Source organism: Streptomyces sp. NPDC001927 (assembly GCF_053594455.1).
In genome coordinates this window covers 873,789-891,959 of record NZ_JBSFEN010000001.1, presented here as the reverse complement: position 1 = coordinate 891,959, position 18,171 = coordinate 873,789, and the positions used below count along the sequence as shown (strand labels likewise).

Here is an 18,171-nt window from a genome sequence, read left to right as displayed (position 1 = left end):
CATGTCCCTCGAAGACGCCGTCGCCGTCGTCGGCATGGCCTGCCGGCTGCCCGGCGCGCGCGATGTCCGCGCCTTCCGCGCCCTGCTCCGCGCGGGCCGGGACGGCATCAGCCGCCCCACCCGTGAGGAGCTGCTCACCCGCGGTGTGGACCCCGCCTACGCGGGCCGGGAGAACTTCGTACCGGCCATGGGCGTCATCGAGGACTCCCGCCGCTTCGACTGGTCCTTCTTCCGGTACAGCCGGGCGGAGGCGGCCGCGATGGACCCGCAGCAGCGGGTCTTCCTGGAGTGCGCGGCCACCGCCGTCGACGACGCGGGTCTCGATCCCGTACGGTTCCGCGGCCGCGTCGGCGTCTACGCGGGCGCCGACCGCTCGGGCCCCGGCCGGAACGACGCGGCCTTGAGCGAACTGGCCCGGTACATCGGCCGGGAGAAGGACTTCGTCGCCACTCGGGTCGCGTACAAGCTCGGCCTGCGCGGGCCCGCGATCACCGTGCAGACCGCCTGCTCCACCTCGCTGACCGCCGTCCACCTCGCGGTGGGCGCGCTGCGCGGCGGCGAGTGCGACGCGGCCCTCGCGGGCGGCGTCACCGTGATGCCGGCCGGCGAGTGGGGTTACCTGTTCGAGCCCGGCGGGATCCTGGCGCCGGACGGACACTGCCGCCCCTTCGACGCCCGGTCCGCCGGGACCGTGCCCAGCGAGGGCGTGGGCGTGGTCGTGCTCAAGCGGCTCGCCGACGCCCTGCGCGACGGCGACCGGATCGCCGCCGTCATCGCGGGCACCGCCGTCAACAACGACGGCGCGGACAAGATGGCGTACACCGCGCCCTCGGCCGGCGGCCAGAGCGAGGTCATCCGCGCCGCTCTCGACGCGGCCGGGCTTCCCGCCACCGCGATCGGACACGTCGAGGCACACGGGACGGCGACCCAACTGGGCGACCCCATCGAGGTGCAGGCGCTCACCGAGGTCTTCGGCCCGGCGGGCGAGGGCCTGAGCGCGGGCCGGGGCGAGGGCCTGGAGGCGGAGACCGGCTGGTGCGCGCTCGGTGCCGTCAAGGGCAACATCGGGCACACCGGCGCGGCGGCGGGTGTGACGGGCCTGATCAAGACGGCCCTGATGCTGGAGCACCACGAGATCTACCCGACCGCGCACTACACGTCCGCCAATCCGCTGCTCGAACTGGAGCGTTCGCCGTTCCGTGTGACCGACGCGTTCGGCCCGTGGGAGTTGCGCGCGGGCCAGGAGCGGCGGGCCGGAGCGGTGAGCTCGTTCGGCGTCGGCGGCACCAACGCGCACGCGGTGCTGACCGAGGCGCCGACGGTCGCGCTGTCGCGCCGGCGCGCCGGGGGGCGCGTCGGCGGACCGCGTCTGCTTCCGCTGTCCGGGTTCAGCCCGGCCTCGCTGGCCCGCTTGGACGAGGCGCTGGCGGACCGTTTCGACACGGACGCGTCCTCGGTGCCCGAACTCGACGCGGTGGCATGGACCTTGTCCGGACGCCGCGTCCACAAGCACCGCCAGGCCGTGGTCGTCCGCGACCACGCCCACGCGGCGGAGGCGCTGCGCGCGGCGGCCGGTGCGGCGGCGGAACGGCCCGGCACCGCAGGCCGGTTGGGCAAGGTCGCCTTCCTCTTCCCGGGCCAGGGCACCCTCAAGAGCGCCGCGGGCGAGGCCGCGTACCGACTGCTGCCGGAGTTCCGCGCGGCCTTCGACGAGATCCGCAAGATCGCCTACGACGACTGCGGCGTTGACCTGAACCCGGTGATCGTCCCGGGCTCGCTCGACGACCGGTCGCTCGATGACGGGTCGGTCGGCGACGACTGGTACGCGGACACCGTCCACCAGCAACTCGGGCTCTTCGCCCTGGGCTTCGCCTTCGGGCGTCAGCTGGGCGCGTGGGGTGTCACCCCGCACGCCATGCTCGGGAACAGCATCGGCGAGTACGCCGCCGCCGCGCTCGCCGAGGTGTGGAGCCTGCCCGACGCCGTCGGCCTGGTCCACCGGCGGGCCGTGGCCATGCGCGACGCCGACCCCGGCCGCATGGCCGTGGTCGAGGCGGCCCCCGCCGACGTCGAGGCCCGGCTGCCCGTCGACTCCGGCGTCACCGTCGCCGTACGCGGAAACGGTTCGGCGGTCCTCTCGGGCCCCGAGGCCGCCATGGACTCCCTTCTCGCGGGGGACGCGCTCACCGGCCTGCGCGTCACCCCCGTCCACACCCGGCGGGCCTTCCACTCGCCGGCCATGAACTCGGCAGCCGAGGCGGTGCGGGACCATCTGTCGTCGATGCCCGCCCGCCCGCCACGGCTGCCGTACATCTCCAACACCACGGGCGACTGGGCCGATCCCGAGGCCGTGGTCACCCCCGGCCACTGGGCCGAGCACCTGCGCGAGCCGGTCCGGCTCGACGCCGGCAGCGCCACGCTGCTGGCCGCCGGCTGCACGACGTACCTGGAGCTGGGACCCGGCGGCTCGATGAGCGGCTCGCTGCGGGTCGCGCCCGGCTGGAACCCGCGCCACCGGACGGTACGGCTCGCCCCGGGCGGCCGGGTCGAGACGGAGACCGGGCTGCTCGACGCGATCGGCGCGCTCTGGGAGCTCGGCGTGGACCGGGCGCTCGACACGGTCCTGGAGACCCGGTACGCCGACCCCGAGGACCGCCCCGTCCGCTGCTCGCTGCCCGCGCACCCGCTCCTGGGCGAGGACCCGGACCCGGCCCCGGAGACGGGACCTGACCAGGGCAGCGCGACTGCGGGTGCGGTCGCGAAGGCCCCGTTCGCGAAGGCCGCCGCGGCCGCCGGAGGCCCGCGAACCGCCCTCGAAGAGATCTGGCGGCAGACCCTCGGCGTCCCGGCCGTCGGGGACGGGGACGACTTCTTCGTGCTCGGCGGCGAGTCGCTGCTCGCCCTCGCGCTCACCACCGCCGTCCGGGAACGGCTCGGCGCGGAGGTCTCCGTCACCGAGTTCGCCCTGAAGGGCACCTTCGCCGGGCTCGTCGAACTCGTCGAGCGGCGGCTGCCCGGCAGCCGGACCGGCCCCGTCACCGCGCTGCCCCCCGGCGTGGCCACCCTGCGGGAAGGCGCCGGACGCCCGGTCTTCCTCATCGCGGACGCCCTCGGAAACGCGCTGCCCTACCGGGAGTTGGCCGCACGGCTCGCCCCGGAGGGCGACCGCCCGGTCCTCGCCCTGGAGCGGCCCGCGTCCCGGGGCGGCACGATCCGCTCCCTCGCCGCCGCGCACGCCCGCACCCTGCTGCGGGCCCAGCCGACGGGGGCGTACACGCTCGGCGGCTGGTCCTTCGGCGCCGTCGTCGCGCAGGAGACCGCCCGGCTGCTCATCGGCCACGGGCGGGAGGTGGACGTCCTGGTCTCCCTCGACGGTTACGTCCCCGACACCCGTCCGCTCCCCGTCGCCGCGGCCCCCGACTTCCTGCTCGGAGGGGTACGGGCCGGCCTCGACACCCTGCTCCGCGTCGGCCCGACCGCCGGAACGTTCCGCCGCGACCCCGAGGCGCGCCGCCGGTTCCTGGCCGGCCAGGCCGCCGTACTGGCCCACCGACCGGGCCCGGTGGACTGCCCGGCCGTCCTGTTCAAGGCGGACGCGGACCCGGGAGCGGCCGCCCGGCTCGCGCGGCGCCTGGCGGGGCTCTACCCGGCGGGGCTGCGCGTGGTCCCGGTCGCCGGCGACCACTGGTCGATGCTGCGGGCCCCGTACGTCGACGAACTCGCCGCCCGCCTCGACGAAGTACTCACAGAGGAACCCAAGGAGAGGAAGGACTCATGACGGTCTCGCAGACACCGCCCGGCAGTGCGGCGGACGAGGCGACGGCGTCGCCGGACGAACAGGAGCTGCGAGAGCAGACGAGCAAGGAGACCAAGGGGGAGACCGAGGGCAAGCAGCAGCCCGCCGAGAAGCCGCTCCTCAAGAACCGCGACTTCCAGGCGCTCTGGACCAGCGAGGCCTTCGCCGCGCTCGCCAAGGAGACCGCGGAGGTGGCGTACCCGCTGCTCATCCTGGCCTCCTCCGGCTCCGCCTTCTACGCGGGCGCCGTCGGCTCGGCGCAGCTCATCACCGCCAGCCTGATGTCGATCCCCGGCGGCACGCTCGCCGACCGGGTGGACCGCCGGCTGCTGATGATCATCTGCAACCTGGTCCGGGTCGTCCTGCTCGGCGTCTTCAGCCTGCTGATCTTCGCCGACCAGACCCACCCCGTCCTGGTCTTCGCCGTCGCCGTCGGCTCGGCCGCCTGCCTGGGCATCTCCAACCCCACCGGACTCGCCGCCATCAAGCAGCTGGTCCCGCCCTCCCAGCTCACCCAGGCCACCGCCCAGAACCAGATCCGCTACTTCGCGGCGACCATGGGCGGCCCGCCCGTCGGCGGCGCGCTGTTCGGTGTGGCGCGCGCGTTCCCGTTCCTGAGCGCCTCGATCGGCTTCCTCGTCTCCACCGTCCTGCTGCTCTTCATCCGCAAGCCGATGAAGGTCGAGCAGATCACCCCGGGGGAGAAGCGCAACACCGCCGAGGGCTTCAAGATCCTGGCCAACCAGCCGGTCCTGCGCCTGCTGATCGTCTGGATCATGGGCTCGAACATGGCGTTCACCCACTCCGGCGTCTTCCTCGCCCTGATCGCCACCGCCGAGAGCCGGGGCGCCTCCGCGAGCTTCACCGGCATGCTGCTCTCCATCGCCGGCATCGGCGGACTGGTCGGCTCGCTCGTCGCGGGACCCGTCATCAAGAAGGTCGCCCCGGCGAAGCTCTTCCTGGCCGCCGCCTGGATCGGGCCCGTGGCCGCGATCCTGCTCGCCAACGTCTCCGGGCTCATCCCGCTCGGCATCATCGTCGCCTGCGTCTTCCTGCGCGGCCCCATCACCAGCGCCCTCTTCCTCGCCTACCTCGCGGCGATGGTGCCCGACAAGGCGCAGGGCCGGGTCCTCGGCGCGGTGATGTTCATGTCGATGATCGCGGCCCCGATCGGCGTCTTCGCCATCGGCACCGTCTTCGAGGCGGCGGGACCGGTCTGGGTGTTCACCATCATGGCCGTCGTCTCCGGCCTGGCCGCCCTGCCCACCCTCAGCCCGCGCATCCGCAACCTCGCGCCCCCGGAGGCGTACGCGGACACGGCGCTCGCCGACACGGCACCGCCCGCCGACGCCCCCACTTCCGAGAGTTCCGAGAGTTCCGAGAGCAAGCGCTCCGACAAGGAAGGAGAAACCCGATGACCACCGAGCTGCCCCGCACCACGGACCAGCTGCCCCCCGAGTTCTTCACCGCCCCCGAGGGCAACGACCTCCACACCCCCAACGCCAAGCTCCGCGCCAGTGGTTGCCCGGTCCACGCGATCAACTACCCGGTGGGTGGCGAGGGTTACGTCGTCGCCGACTACGAGACCACGCTCAAGGCGTTCAGTGACCCGCGCCTGTCGAAGCAGATCGACAACGCCCCCGCCTGGTTCCGGGACCTCGTCAAGGACGCCAGTCCCGTACTGATCCGCAACATGCTCACCGCCGACCCGCCGGAGCACACCCGGCTGCGCAAGCTCGTCAGCCGGGCCTTCGTACCGCGCCGGATGGAGCTGCTCCGCCCGCGCATCCAGGAGATCACCGACGAGCTCATCGACGACCTGCCCGAGCACGGCGAAGTGAACCTGATGGAGTTCGCCTTCTCCCTGCCGATGCGCGTCATCTGCGAGTTCCTCGGCGTCCCGGTCGCCGACCGGCCGCAGCTGCACAGCTGGGGCAACTGGCTCAGCGGCGCCCCGTACCCGGACGCCGAGTCCAACGAGAAGCTCAAGGACGCCAGCGAGAACATCGAGCGCTACCTGCTCGACCTGCTCGCCGACCGGCGCGCCGACCTCGGCGACGACCTGGTCAGCATCCTGCTGCGGGCCGCCGACGAGGAGGGCCGCTTCACCAACGACGAGTTGGTCTCCACCCTCGTCCTGCTGATCATCGCCGGTCACAAGACCACCGCCAACCTCATCGGCAACGGCGTTCAGGCCCTGCTCACCCACCCCGACCAGCTCGCCCTGCTCCGCTCCCGGCCCGACCTGGCCGGCTCGGCGGTCGAGGAGTTCCTGCGCTTCGAGTCCCCCGTCTACCGCGGCACCCTGCGGGTCGCCGCCGAGGACATGGAGATCGGCGGCTGCCCGATCCCCAAGGAGGCCTTCGTCCACCTCCTCATGGGCTCCGCCAACCGCGACCCCGAGGCCTTCGAGGACCCGGACCGGCTCGACATCACCCGCACCGCCAACCGCCACCTCGCCTTCGGCCAGGGCCCGCACTTCTGCGTCGGCGCGCCGCTCTCCCGGGTCGAGGGCCAGATAGCCTTCACGACCCTCCTGCGCCGCCTGCCCGGACTGCGCCTGGCCGTGCCCGCCGAGGAACTGGAGTGGCTCTTCGACAACTCCACCAGCCGCGGCCTGGTGAAGCTGCCGGTCACCTACGACGTCCGCCTGCCGGCCGACGCGCCCGAGCCCGCGTCCACCGCCGCCGACCAGACCGGGGAGCACTGACATGTCCGACCGCACCACCCTCGTCTGCCTGCCCTTCGCCGGCGCCGGAGCCTCCTTCTACCGCCCCTGGCAGCGCCACGCCGAGCCCCTCGGCCTCGACGTCCTGCCGCTCCAGCTCCCCGGCCGTGAACGCCTCATCGACGAGGAGCCGTTCCGCGACGCGCACGCCGCCGCCGACGCCCTCCACGCCGACCTCCTGACAGCCCTCGCGGCCGATGAGGCCCGCCCGCGCCGCGTCGCCCTCTTCGGCCACAGCCTCGGCGCGGTCCTCGCGTACGAGCTGGCCCGCCGGCTCGCGGCCACGCCGGACGTCCACCTCGTACGGCTCTTCGCCAGCGGCTCCCCGCACCCGGCCGAGCCGCGCGCCGCCCGCGCCACGGGCCTCGACGACGACGCGTTCCTGGCGCGCGTCAACGAGTTCGCCGGCTACGCGGACGAGGCCCTGGACGACCCCGAGCTGCGCGAGCTGGTCCTGCCCACGCTCCGCGCCGACGTGGAGATGCACGAGTCGTACGTACCGTCCGACGACCGGAGCCTGTCGGTCCCGGTCACCACTCTGCGCGGTACGGCCGACACCCTTGTCCGCCGCTCCGAGGCCGAGGCGTGGGACCGGACCACGGACGCCGGGCACCGCCACGTCGAACTGGACGGCGGCCACATGTACCTCACCGAGTCGGCGCCCGAACTGCTCCGGATCGTCGCCGAGGAGCTGGCGACCTCGGCCGAGGGGGCGGAACTGTGCGTCTGACCGGCAAGACCGTCCTCGTCACCGGCGCCGCCCGGGGCCTCGGCCGGGCCACCGCCGTCGCCTGCGCCGCCGAGGGCGCCGACCTCGTGCTGCTCGACCTCTGCGAGGACCTCGACGGCGTGCCGTACCCGCTGGGCACCCGTGGCCAGCTGGAACACACCGCCACCCTCTGCCGCAAGAACGGCGCTGCCGTGCTCACCGCCGCCTGCGACGTCCGCGACCTGGCCTCCGTGGAGGCCGCCGTGGCCCTCGCCGAGGACCGCTTCGGCCGGATCGACGCCGCCGTCAACAACGCGGGGATCGCGGCCCCTTCGGGCCGTCCCGCGCACGAGATCGGCGAGGACGAGTGGGCGCTGATGATCGACGTCGACCTGTCCGGCGCCTGGCGGGTGATCCGTACGGTCGCCGGGGCGATGAGCGCCCGCCGCTCCGGCTCCATCGTCAACATCTCCTCGACGGCCGGCCTGGTCGGCTACCGGCACTTCGCCGGCTACGTCGCCGCCAAGCACGGCCTCATCGGACTGACGAAGGCCGCCGCGCTCGACTACGCGCCCACCAAGGTCCGGGTCAACGCCGTCTGCCCCGGTTCGGTGCGCGACGACTCGACCGCCGAGGGCCGGATGCTCGCCGAGATCGCCCGCGCCCTGGAGGTGGAGGTGGGCGAGCACGAGCAGACGTTCACCGAGGCGCAGCCGATGAACGCCCTGATCGAGCCCGAGGACGTGGCCGCCGCCGTCGTCTACCTCGTCTCGGACGACGCCCGCCAGGTGACCGGCTCCGTGATGACCGTGGACGGCGGGTTCACCGCGCGCTGACCCGCGCGGGACCAGCAGTTGTGACCGTTGTGAGAGTTGAGAGGGAGGACACCCCCATGGTGGGTGAGCGTTGCCACGCCCTACGGGTCCGGCTGAGCAGTCGGGTGACCGCCGCCGAGCTGACCGCCCGCCTGGGCGCGGCGGGCCCCTGGCGGCTGTGGGTGGAGGACGTCGCCGCCGGTTCCGACGAGCCGGCGGCCCTGCGCCGCCGACGGACTGAGCTGAACCGGCCGACCCCGGCCGTCCGGTGTGTGCTGCTGCGCCACGAGGACGGAGTCGAGGACCTGATCCTCGTCGCCGACCGCTCGGTGCTCGACCGGAACGGCCTCACTCGCCTGGCCGCAGGCCTGGTCGACGGGACAGCGTTCGAGGGTGTCACGGCGGCCGGTTCCGAGGCCGCCGCCACCCCCGTCGTCGGCGGCCCCGCGCCCGACTGGGGCGGCGGTACGAGCGGTGCCACCGCCTGGGAGACCCGCTCCCTGGACCTGCCCGCCGGAGCCGACCCCTCCGCGCTGCGCGCCGCCCTCGCCCTCACCCTGCACCGCTACGACGGCCACGGCGCCACCGGCGACGTCACCCTCGCCACCGACCGGCGCGGAGCCCTCGCCCACGCGATCCCGGCGGACGCCACGCTCGCCTCGCTGCTCGCCGCCGTACCGTCGCCGACGGACCGCCCGGCGACCGTGGGTCTGCTCGAACCGGCTGCGGGGGAGGGCCCGTTGCCGTTCGCGGGGGAGTACCTGCCCTGCCTCGCGCCGCCGTTCCCGCTCACGGTCACGGTGCTCCCGGGTGAGGCAGAGGGCGGCGGCCGGCTCTGGGCCGCGTACCGCCGCAGTCACTTCTCTCCCGAGATCGTCGACGCCTTCCTGCGCCATCTCGCCCACGTCCTGCGCCAGTTCAGCGAGACCCCGGCCCTCCGGGCGGACGAGGCCGAACTCCTGGACGCCGCCGAGCGCGAGCGCGTCGCCGCGCTCGGCCGCCCGGACGCCGTCCTGACCGGCGCGCCGGAGCGGCTCACGGACGCCTTCGCTCGGGTGGCGGATGCCCGCCCGGACGCCCCGGCGGTCGGCGACGGCACGACGACCCTCACGTACCGCGAACTCGACTCCCTGGCCGACCGGTTGGCCCGTGGTCTCGTGGCGCGCGGGGTCGCGCCCGGCGACCGGGTCGGCATCTGCCTGGAGCGCACCAACGAGATCGTCGCGGCCATGCTCGGCGTCCTCAAGGCGGGCGCGGCGTACGTCCCCACCGACCCGGCCTACCCGGCCGACCGCCTCGCCCACACCGCGCAGGACGCGGGCCTGGACCTTGTGATCACCCGGCACGCGGAGTACCCGGCCGACGCGGGTACGCCCGTCACGCCCGACGACCTCCTGGCGAGCGCGCCGGACGAGTCGGTCGAACTGCCGGGGGCGGGCGGCCCGGACGAGCCCGCGTACGTCATCTACACCTCCGGCTCCACCGGCCGCCCCAAGGGCGTCGTCGTCCCGCACCGCAACGTCGGCGCGCTCATCGACGCGACCCGCGAGGCGTACGGCCTCGGCCCGGACGACGTGTGGACGTTCTTCCACTCCGGCGCGTTCGACTTCTCCGTCTGGGAGATCTGGGGCTGCCTGCTGACCGGCGGACGGCTCGTGGTCGTCCCGTACGTCGTCTCCCGCGAGCCCGAGGAGTTCCGCGACCTGCTGCGCCGCGAGGGCGTCACCGTCCTCAGCCAGACGCCGTCCGCCTTCTCCCAGCTCCTGGAGACCGACCACGCCCCGCTCGCCGTACGGCTCGTGGTCTTCGGCGGCGAGCCGCTGGACGCCCGGATGCTGCTGCGCTGGTTCGACCGGCACCCCGAGGACGAGTGCCGCATGGTCAACATGTTCGGCATCACCGAGACCACCGTGCACGTCACCGCGCAGACGCTGACCCGCGAACTGGCCCTCGCGGGCTCGAAGTCCGTCGGCCCGGCACTGCCCGGCTGGCACCTGTACGTGACCGACGCGCGCGGCCGGCTCGTCCCGCCCGGCGTGACGGGCGAGATCCGCGTCGGCGGCGCGGGCGTGGCCGTCGGCTACCTGGGGCAGCCCGAGCTCACGGCCGCCCGCTTCACCGCCGACCCGTACACGGAGGGTCGCCAGTACCACAGCGGCGACCTCGGCCGGCTGCGCCCCGACGGGACCCTCGAACACCTGGGGCGCATCGACAGCCAGGTGAAGATCCGGGGCTTCCGCATCGAGCTGGACGAGATCCGATCCGTCCTCCTGGAGGACCCCGACGTCCGCGCGGCGGCCGTGGTGGTCCGCCGCGACGACCCGTCCGACCCGGCGACCGCCCGCCTCGACGCGTACGTCGTCCCGGCGGACCTCGACGCCGCGGGCGTACGGAAGCGGGCCGCGACCGTCCTGCCCGCGTACATGCTCCCGGCGACCGTCACCCCGCTCGACTCCCTGCCGCTGACCACCAACGGCAAGCTGGACGCGGCACGGCTCCCGGAACCGGCGCGGACGGCGACGCCGCCGGCCGCGGCAGCGGCGACGAACGAGGGCGCGAGCAAGGCGGCGGTGCTCCAGGAGGTGTGGTCGGCGATGCTCGGTACACCGGTCGGCCTGGACGACGACTTCTTCGAGCTCGGCGGCAACTCCCTGCTCGCGGTACGGATCAGCGCCGCGCTGCGCGGCCGCGGACTGCCCGCCGTACCGCTCCGGGACCTGTTCCGCACGCCCACGATCCGCGAACTCGCCGGGGCGGGCGGGGCGGGCGGTACGGGCGGGGCAGGTCGGGTCGGCGGCCTCGATGGCTGACACGCTCGGCGTACCCCATCTCCGTGCCGTCTTCCCCACCCTCCACATTCCGGAGCACGCCCTCCCGGAGCCGGGCCGGCCGCCGAGGGGCGGCGAGGTGGCCCTGTGGTGGCTGGACACGGACCGGGAGATCGTCGGCGGCCACCCGGTGGCGGCCGAGGAGACGCCCCTGAGCCCCGAGGAACAGGACAAGTCGGCCCGCCTGCGCCGCCCCGGCGACCGGCACCGCTACCGGGCCGCCCACATCGGGCTGCGCCTCGTCCTCGGCGGTTACACGGGGCTCGCCCCCGAGGCCCTGGGCCTGGTCCGCGAGGACTGCCCGTGCTGCGGCGCGCCGCACGGGCGGCCCGCCCTGGCCGGCGGCGGCCCGCACTTCTCGCTCTCGCACAGCGACGGCCTCGCCCTGATCGCCGTCTCGGGGGTCCGGGTGGGCGCCGACGTCGAGGGCGTCCCGCGCCCGGCCATCACCGACGAACTCCTGCCCTCCCTGCACCCGCGCGAGCAGAGTGCCCTCCGTGCCCTGCCGGACGCGGCACGCCCGGGGACCCTTGCCCGGGTGTGGACGCGCAAGGAGGCGTACCTGAAGGCGACGGGGGTCGGCCTCGCGTACGGCGTAGCCGAGCCGTACGTGGGCGTGTCCGAACTCCCCGCCGAACTGGCCGACTTCGCCGTCCACGACGTGCCGACGCCCCTGCCGTCGTACGCGGCGGCCATCGCCCTCGCCACGGCTCTTCCTCTCCTCCCCTAAGGACATCCCATGACGCTTCTCGACCCGGCGGACACCGGTCTGCTGAGCGAGCGGGCACCGACCCGCAAAGAGGTGCACAAGCTCGATCGGGTGATCATTCGGTTCGCCGGTGACTCCGGTGACGGTATGCAGCTGACGGGTGACAGGTTCACCTCGGAGACGGCGTCGTTCGGCAACGACCTGTCCACGCTGCCGAACTTCCCGGCCGAGATCAGGGCCCCTGCCGGCACGCTGCCGGGTGTCTCCTCGTTCCAGTTGCACTTCGCCGATCACGACATCCTGACCCCGGGCGATGCCCCGAACGTGCTGGTCGCGATGAATCCGGCCGCGTTGAAGGCCAACATCGACGACGTGCCGCGTGGCAGCGAGATCATCGTGAACACGGACGAGTTCGCCAAGCGCGCGATGGCGAAGGTCGGCTACGAGACCTCCCCGCTGGAGGACGGCTCGCTGGACGCCTACCGGGTCCACCCGGTGCCCCTCACGACGCTGACGATCGAGGCGCTGAAGGACTTCGGGCTGTCCAGGAAGGAGGCCGAGCGCTCGAAGAACATGTTCGCCCTCGGGCTGCTCTCCTGGAAGTACCACCGGCCGACGGAGGGCACGGAGACCTTCCTGCGGGAGAAGTTCGCGAAGAAGCCGCAGATCGCCGAGGCCAACATCGCTGCCTTCCGGGCGGGTTGGAACTTCGGCGAGACCACGGAGAGCTTCGCGGCCTCGTACGAAGTCGCTCCGGCCACGAAGGCGTTCCCGACGGGGACGTACCGGAACATCAACGGCAACCTCGCCCTGTCGTACGGGCTCGTGGCGGCGGGACAGCAGGCCGATCTGCCGCTCTATCTGGGCTCGTACCCGATCACTCCGGCGTCGGACATCCTGCACGAGCTGAGCCGGCACAAGAACTTCGGCGTGCGTACGTTCCAGGCCGAGGACGAGATCGCCGGCATCGGCGCGGCGCTCGGTGCGGCGTTCGGCGGCTCGCTGGCGGTGACGACGACGTCCGGGCCTGGTGTGGCGTTGAAGTCGGAGACGATCGGGCTCGCGGTGTCGCTCGAGTTGCCGCTGCTGATCGTGGACATCCAGCGCGGCGGGCCCTCGACCGGGCTTCCGACCAAGACCGAGCAGGCGGACCTGCTGCAGGCGATGTACGGCCGTAACGGCGAAGCCCCGGTGCCGGTGGTGGCGCCGAAGACGCCGGCGGACTGTTTCGACGCGGCGATCGAGGCCGCGCGGATCGCGCTCACCTACCGCACCCCGGTCTTCCTGCTCTCCGACGGCTACCTCGCCAACGGCTCCGAGCCCTGGCGGATCCCCGACGTCGAGGAACTCCCCGACCTGCGGACCCAGTTCGCCACCGGCCCCAACCACGAACTCGCCGACGGCACCGAGGTCTTCTGGCCGTACAAGCGCGACCCACAGACCCTCGCCCGCCCCTGGGCGATCCCCGGCACCCCCGGCCTCGAACACCGCATCGGCGGCATCGAGAAACAGGACGGCACCGGCAACATCTCCTACGACCCCGCCAACCATGAATTCATGGTCCGCACCCGCCAGGCGAAGATCGACGGCATCGAAGTCCCGGACCTCGCCGTAGACGACCCGGACGGGGCGAAGACTCTGGTTCTGGGCTGGGGTTCCACCTACGGGCCCATCACCGCGGCCGTCCGTCGCCTGCGGACCGCCGGCGTGCCGATCGCGCAGGCCCATCTGCGGCACCTCAACCCCTTCCCGAAGAACCTCGGGGAACTGCTGAAGCGGTACGAGAAGGCGGTCGTACCGGAGATGAACCTCGGTCAGCTCGCCCTGATGATCAGGGCGAAGTACCTGGTCGACGCCCACTCCCACACCCAGGTCAACGGCATGCCCTTCAAGGCGGAACAGCTCGCGACGGTTCTCAAGGAGGCCATCCATGGCTAGCACCCTGCTGTCCCTCGTCCCGAAGGCCGAAGCGGCGCAGTCGATGAAGGACTTCAAGTCCGACCAGGAAGTGCGCTGGTGCCCCGGCTGCGGCGACTACGCCGTCCTGGCCGCGGTACAGGGGTTCATGCCGGAGCTGGGGCTGGCGAAGGAGAACATCGTCTTCGTCTCCGGGATCGGCTGCTCCTCGCGCTTCCCGTACTACATGAACACCTACGGGATGCACTCCATCCACGGCCGCGCCCCCGCCATCGCCACCGGCCTCGCCACCAGCCGACGTGACCTGTCCGTCTGGGTCGTCACCGGCGACGGCGACGCCCTCTCCATCGGCGGCAACCACCTCATCCACGCCCTGCGCCGCAACGTCAACCTCAAGATCCTCCTCTTCAACAACAGGATCTACGGCCTCACCAAGGGCCAGTACAGCCCCACCAGCGAACTCGGCAAGATCACCAAGTCCACCCCGATGGGTTCGCTGGACGCACCGTTCAACCCGGTCTCCCTCGCCCTCGGCGCGGAAGCCTCGTTCGTGGCACGGACCGTCGACTCCGACCGCAAGCACCTCACCGAGGTCCTGCGCCAGGCCGCCGACCACCCCGGCACCGCCCTCGTGGAGATCTACCAGAACTGCAATATCTTCAACGACGGCGCCTTCGAAGTCCTCAAGGACAAGCAGCAGGCGGAAGAGGCGGTCATCCGCCTCGAACACGGGGAGCAGATCCGTTTCGGCGCGGAGGGACGCAAGGGAGTCGTCCGCGACACGGTCACCGGTGACCTCAAGGTCGTCGAGGTCACCGAGGAGACGCAGTCGCAGCTCCTGGTCCACGACGCCCACGCGGCCTCACCCACCACCGCGTTCGCGCTCTCCCGCCTCGCCGACCCCGACACCCTCCACCAGACCCCCATCGGCGTCTTCCGCTCCACCCGACGCCCCGTCTACGACACCCTCATGGCCGACCAACTCGACAACGCCATCGAACAGCACGGCAAGGGCGACCTCGGACAACTCCTCGCCGGCAACGACACCTGGACGCGCGATGAGTGAGCCCAGCGCGGCCAACGGGGGCTCCGTCGCCCGGAACTTCCTGAGCGACAACACCGCCGGCGCGTCCCCCGAGGTGGCGCAGGCGGTCGCCGAGGCGCTGGCCGGGCACTCCATGCCGTACGGCTCCGACCCGTACACGGACTCCGTACGACGCCGCCTCAGGGACGTCTTCGAGCGGGACCTCGACGTCTTCCCGGTCTCCTCGGGGACCGCCGCCAACGGCCTCGCCCTGTCGGCCCTCGCCCGTCCCTGGGGGAGCGTCCTGTGCCACTCCGGGAGCCATGTGCACAACGACGAGTGCGGTGCCGCCGAGTTCTTCACGGGCGGTTCCAAGGTCGTCACCGTCCCCGGCGCCGACAGCAAGGTCGACCCCGAGGCGCTGCTGCGCGAGATACGGAGGCGTGCGGGCGACCGGCACAGCGTCCAGCCGTCGGCCCTCACGCTCAGCCAGGGGACGGAGACCGGTGGCGTCTACACCGTCGAGGAGATCCGTACCCTCTGCCTGATCGCCAAGGCCTCCGGTCTTGGCGTGCACATGGACGGCGCGCGCTTCGCCAACGCGGTGAGCCGGCTGGGCGTCAGCCCGGCGGAGATGAGCTGGAAGGCCGGCATCGACGTGCTGTCGTTCGGTACGACCAAGAACGGCACGATGACCGCGGACGCGATCATCTCCTTCGACCCGTCCCTCTCCGCCGAACTGGCTGCCCGGGTGAAGCGCGCGGGGCAGCTCGCCGCCAAGGCGCGGTTCCATGCCGCGCAGCTCGACGCGTACCTCACCGACGGCCTCTGGCTGCGCAACGCGGACCGAGCGAACGCTCTCGCCGCACGTCTGAGGGACGGCCTGAGCGGCGTACCGGGCGTCGAACTGCCCGGCGCGGAGCCGCAGATGAACATGGTCTTCTGCACTCTCGCGCCCCAGGTCGTCAAGGGGCTGCTCGCCGACGGCCACGCCTTCTACCACGACCGTTGGGAGCCGGGCGTCGTCCGGTTCGTGACCTCGTTCGCGCACTCCGCCGACGATGTCGACGGCCTGCTGTCCGCGATCCGTCGCCACACCGCCGAATCGGCGACGGAATCCCCGAAGCCGGCCGTCCCGCACCCCCGTGACCGGTCGTCACGGCACCACTGCGTCCGCGACTGAACCCGACTCCCGCCCAGCCGCGGGGCCGTCAGGAGGCGCGGGAGCCGGACGTCGCGAGGGCGGGCTCGGGGCGCACCGGGCCGTTCAGCAGGCTGTGCAGCAGGGCCGGGCGGCGCTCGGCGGAGACGTCCGCGAGAAGCGTCGCCAGGACGGCCATCCGGGCCTGCCCCGCGCGCAGCGTCCCCGCGGGTACGGCTCCGGCGGCCACCAGGTCCACGGCGCCGCCGCCGGTGTACAGCTCGGCGATCGGGCCGGCGGGGACCCGCGTGCTCAGGGCCACCAGGGTGCCGTCGGCGACGGCCGCGCCGACGGCCGCGGAGATCTCGGGGGTGGCGTTGCCCGCCCCGGTGCCGACGAGCACGACGCCCCCGGCGCCGGCCGCGACGGAGGTGTTCAGGAAGAGCGGGTCGCCGTCGCTGTGGTGCATGACCACGTCGACCCGGGGCAGCTCCTCGGCCGTGTCGCCGGTGGCCGTGGCCTTGGGCAGCGGCAGCGGAGTGGGGCGGTCCGGGCTGCGGCGGATGTGCACGCTGCCGAAGCCGACCTTCCCGAGGACGCTCTCGGAGGGGTCCGCGAACGCGTCCGCGGCGAGGGTCTGCGTCTTCACCGTGCCGCGCGCCGCGTGGACGCGGCCGTCGAAGACCACGAGCACGCCCAGGTCGCGCACCGAGGCGGCGACCTGCAGGGCGTCGTACACATTGCCGGGCCCGTCGCCGTCGCCCGTACCGAGCGGACGCTGCGCGCCGGTGAAGACGACCGGGCGGGGGTCGGAGTGGTGGAGGTCCAGGAAGAAGGCGGACTCCTCCAGGGTGTCCGTGCCGTGCGTGACCACGACGCCGTCCACATTCGGGTCGGCGAGGGCCGCGTGGACCGCGTGCAGCAGGGTGAGCTGGCGGGCGGAGGTCATCCGGGAGCTGTTGACGTTGAACAGGTCGACGACCTCGACCGTCACGCCCTCGGGCAGCGCCGAGGTGGCCAGGACGTCGTCGCCCGACGCGTCGGCGGCGTAACCGGTGCCCTGCCAGCGGCTGGCTATGGTGCCGCCCGTGCTGATGAGGGTGATCCGGCGGGGCCGGTCGTCGCGTGTCCACTGCATGGGTGTCTGTCCCGGGGATCGAAGGTAGTCGCCTTCGCAACGATAGTTCAGCTTGCATGGAATTTGATTGCGAGTTCCGCGCCGGAATCGTGAATTCCGGCATGCATAATTGCGTCATGGACCGGATTGACCGCAGCATCTTGCGTGAGCTTCAGGACGACGGCCGGCTGAGCAATCTGGAGCTCGCCCAGCGCGTCGGCCTCAGCGCCTCCGCGTGCCTGCGGCGCGTACGGCAGCTGGAGGAGGACGGGGTGATCCAGGGGTACCGCGCCGTGATCGACCCCTCCGCCGTCGGGCGCGGCTTCGAGGTCCTCGTCTCGATCGAGGTCCGGCGCGACCGGGAGACCGTCGAGGCCTTCGAGGCGGCCCTGCAGACCATCCCCGACGTCATCGAGGCCTACCGCCTCTTCGGTAGCCCCGGCTGCCTCCTGCGCATCGCGGTCGCCGACCTCGCCGCGTACGAACGCCTCTGGATCGAGCGGCTCACCTCGCTCGCGGGCGTCACGGAGGTCAACTCGCAGATCATCATGAAGCGGGTCAAGGAACCGCGCGGACTGCCGGTCGAACGCTGATGACCTCCGCGAACGGCCCGGCAGAGTCCACTCGTGTCGGTGTTGGGCCGAACGGGTGAGAAACGGGAGGATGGGCGCATGAGTAGGTACGAGAGGTACGACGTCACCGACGCACAGTGGGAGGGCCTCGCCCAGGTCGTCCCGCTGCGCGGCCGTGACGAATGGCCGTCCAGAGTCGACCACCGCACGATGCCCGACGAGTACGAGACCGCCGAGCAGCGCCGCATGGTCGTCCTGCGCGTGCAGGTCTTCGCCGACGCCCGCGAGGTCGCGGAGTACCTCATCGCCCGCATCCCGGTCCTCCTCGACCTGACCAGCGCGGACACCGAAGTCGCCAAGCGCATCCTGGACTTCAGCAGCGGCGTGGTCTTCGGCCTCGGCAGCGGCATGCACCGGGTCGACCGCAACGTCTTCCTGCTCGCCCCCGCCGGTACGGAGGTCGAGGGCACGTCCGACGCGGAGGCCGGGGACGACGTGTCCGGGGCGGCCGTCCCCCGATCGTAGGAAGATGGACAGGGCGTAACGGTTCGTCATCCACGGGGCTGCGTACGGTCCGATCATGGACTCCACCGGCGGCCACACGCCCGATTCCGTCTCCTCCTTCCCCTCCTCCTCCGCCGCTTCCCATGCCTGTACGACCCCGGTCCGGGCGCCGTTACGCGGCCCCGCGGGGGACCGGGCTCCGGTGGGGGGTGGCGGTCCGCCCGGGGGTGGATCGGGTGGTTCCGGCGGGGGTCCAGGTGGCCCCGCCGGCCTCGACCGGCGCGCCGCGCGGCGGGACGCGCTGCGGCAGT

General features: G+C 72.8%; 13 protein-coding genes. 12 read left to right on the top strand and 1 reads right to left on the bottom strand.

Features of this window, described 5'->3' with window-relative positions; genetic code table 11:
• The first annotated feature begins 1 nt into the window (after position 1).
• From ACWCO8_RS03725 to ACWCO8_RS03680, 10 genes are read left to right on the top strand one after another with little or no spacing between them, the layout of a single operon-like run.
• Entirely contained in the window at positions 2-3,778 is a 3,777-nt protein-coding gene (locus ACWCO8_RS03725; protein ID WP_451030741.1) for a type I polyketide synthase, read from the top strand.
• Positions 3,775-5,214 carry an MFS transporter gene (locus ACWCO8_RS03720; RefSeq protein WP_451030740.1) on the top strand — a complete coding sequence of 480 codons (1,440 nt, stop codon included), beginning with the start codon at positions 3,775-3,777 and terminating at the stop codon, positions 5,212-5,214. The genes ACWCO8_RS03725 and ACWCO8_RS03720 overlap by 4 nt, the downstream gene beginning before the upstream one ends.
• Complete coding sequence (locus ACWCO8_RS03715; protein ID WP_451030739.1) at positions 5,211-6,506, top strand: cytochrome P450 family protein; 1,296 nt, start codon at positions 5,211-5,213, stop codon at positions 6,504-6,506. Before ACWCO8_RS03720 ends, ACWCO8_RS03715 begins: the two co-directional genes overlap by 4 nt.
• Position 6,507: 1 nt before the next feature.
• Complete coding sequence (locus tag ACWCO8_RS03710; protein ID WP_451030738.1) at positions 6,508-7,254, top strand: thioesterase II family protein; 747 nt, start codon at positions 6,508-6,510, stop codon at positions 7,252-7,254.
• Entirely contained in the window at positions 7,245-8,069 is an 825-nt protein-coding gene (locus ACWCO8_RS03705) for an SDR family oxidoreductase (protein ID WP_451030737.1), read from the top strand. Before ACWCO8_RS03710 ends, ACWCO8_RS03705 begins: the two co-directional genes overlap by 10 nt.
• Before the next feature lie 56 nt (positions 8,070-8,125).
• Positions 8,126-10,858 (top strand): amino acid adenylation domain-containing protein, encoded by a 2,733-nt coding sequence (locus ACWCO8_RS03700; RefSeq protein WP_451030736.1) that lies wholly within the window; start codon positions 8,126-8,128, stop codon positions 10,856-10,858.
• Positions 10,851-11,606 carry a 4'-phosphopantetheinyl transferase family protein gene (locus tag ACWCO8_RS03695; protein WP_451030735.1) on the top strand — a complete coding sequence of 252 codons (756 nt, stop codon included), beginning with the start codon at positions 10,851-10,853 and terminating at the stop codon, positions 11,604-11,606. Before ACWCO8_RS03700 ends, ACWCO8_RS03695 begins: the two co-directional genes overlap by 8 nt.
• 9 nt (positions 11,607-11,615) lie before the next feature.
• Positions 11,616-13,523, top strand: coding sequence for a 2-oxoacid:acceptor oxidoreductase subunit alpha (locus ACWCO8_RS03690; protein WP_451030734.1), 1,908 nt, complete (start codon positions 11,616-11,618; stop codon positions 13,521-13,523).
• Positions 13,516-14,568 carry a 2-oxoacid:ferredoxin oxidoreductase subunit beta gene (locus tag ACWCO8_RS03685; protein WP_451030733.1) on the top strand — a complete coding sequence of 351 codons (1,053 nt, stop codon included), beginning with the start codon at positions 13,516-13,518 and terminating at the stop codon, positions 14,566-14,568. The genes ACWCO8_RS03690 and ACWCO8_RS03685 overlap by 8 nt, the downstream gene beginning before the upstream one ends.
• Positions 14,561-15,709, top strand: a complete 1,149-nt coding sequence (locus ACWCO8_RS03680) for a threonine aldolase family protein (RefSeq protein ID WP_451030732.1) — start codon at positions 14,561-14,563, stop codon at positions 15,707-15,709. Before ACWCO8_RS03685 ends, ACWCO8_RS03680 begins: the two co-directional genes overlap by 8 nt.
• 28 nt (positions 15,710-15,737) lie before the next feature.
• On the opposite strand, the gene ACWCO8_RS03675 is transcribed toward ACWCO8_RS03680, so the two are convergent.
• Positions 15,738-16,805 carry an asparaginase gene (locus ACWCO8_RS03675; protein ID WP_451030731.1) on the bottom strand — a complete coding sequence of 356 codons (1,068 nt, stop codon included), beginning with the start codon at positions 16,803-16,805 and terminating at the stop codon, positions 15,738-15,740.
• A gap of 116 nt (positions 16,806-16,921) precedes the next feature.
• Between ACWCO8_RS03675 and ACWCO8_RS03670 the strand changes: the two genes are divergently transcribed.
• Both ACWCO8_RS03670 and ACWCO8_RS03665 read left to right on the top strand, forming a co-directional pair.
• Complete coding sequence (locus tag ACWCO8_RS03670) at positions 16,922-17,377, top strand: Lrp/AsnC family transcriptional regulator (RefSeq protein ID WP_451030730.1); 456 nt, start codon at positions 16,922-16,924, stop codon at positions 17,375-17,377.
• Positions 17,378-17,455: 78 nt separating this feature from the next.
• Complete coding sequence (locus ACWCO8_RS03665; protein WP_451030729.1) at positions 17,456-17,881, top strand: cell division protein SepF; 426 nt, start codon at positions 17,456-17,458, stop codon at positions 17,879-17,881.
• The last annotated feature ends 290 nt before the right edge of the window (positions 17,882-18,171 follow it).

What these genes read in the sequence shown, in the direction of transcription:
- ACWCO8_RS03725 (WP_451030741.1), top strand. Translation starts at nt 2, where the DNA reads ATGTCCCTCGAAGACGCCGTCGCCGTCGTCGGCATGGCCTGCCGGCTG.
- ACWCO8_RS03720 (WP_451030740.1), top strand. Translation starts at nt 3,775, where the DNA reads ATGACGGTCTCGCAGACACCGCCCGGCAGTGCGGCGGACGAGGCGACG.
- ACWCO8_RS03715 (WP_451030739.1), top strand. Translation starts at nt 5,211, where the DNA reads ATGACCACCGAGCTGCCCCGCACCACGGACCAGCTGCCCCCCGAGTTC.
- ACWCO8_RS03710 (WP_451030738.1), top strand. Translation starts at nt 6,508, where the DNA reads ATGTCCGACCGCACCACCCTCGTCTGCCTGCCCTTCGCCGGCGCCGGA.
- ACWCO8_RS03700 (WP_451030736.1), top strand. Translation starts at nt 8,126, where the DNA reads ATGGTGGGTGAGCGTTGCCACGCCCTACGGGTCCGGCTGAGCAGTCGG.
- ACWCO8_RS03695 (WP_451030735.1), top strand. Translation starts at nt 10,851, where the DNA reads ATGGCTGACACGCTCGGCGTACCCCATCTCCGTGCCGTCTTCCCCACC.
- ACWCO8_RS03690 (WP_451030734.1), top strand. Translation starts at nt 11,616, where the DNA reads ATGACGCTTCTCGACCCGGCGGACACCGGTCTGCTGAGCGAGCGGGCA.
- ACWCO8_RS03685 (WP_451030733.1), top strand. Translation starts at nt 13,516, where the DNA reads ATGGCTAGCACCCTGCTGTCCCTCGTCCCGAAGGCCGAAGCGGCGCAG.
- ACWCO8_RS03680 (WP_451030732.1), top strand. Translation starts at nt 14,561, where the DNA reads ATGAGTGAGCCCAGCGCGGCCAACGGGGGCTCCGTCGCCCGGAACTTC.
- ACWCO8_RS03675 (WP_451030731.1), bottom strand. Translation starts at nt 16,805, where the DNA reads ATGCAGTGGACACGCGACGACCGGCCCCGCCGGATCACCCTCATCAGC.
- ACWCO8_RS03670 (WP_451030730.1), top strand. Translation starts at nt 16,922, where the DNA reads ATGGACCGGATTGACCGCAGCATCTTGCGTGAGCTTCAGGACGACGGC.
- ACWCO8_RS03665 (WP_451030729.1), top strand. Translation starts at nt 17,456, where the DNA reads ATGAGTAGGTACGAGAGGTACGACGTCACCGACGCACAGTGGGAGGGC.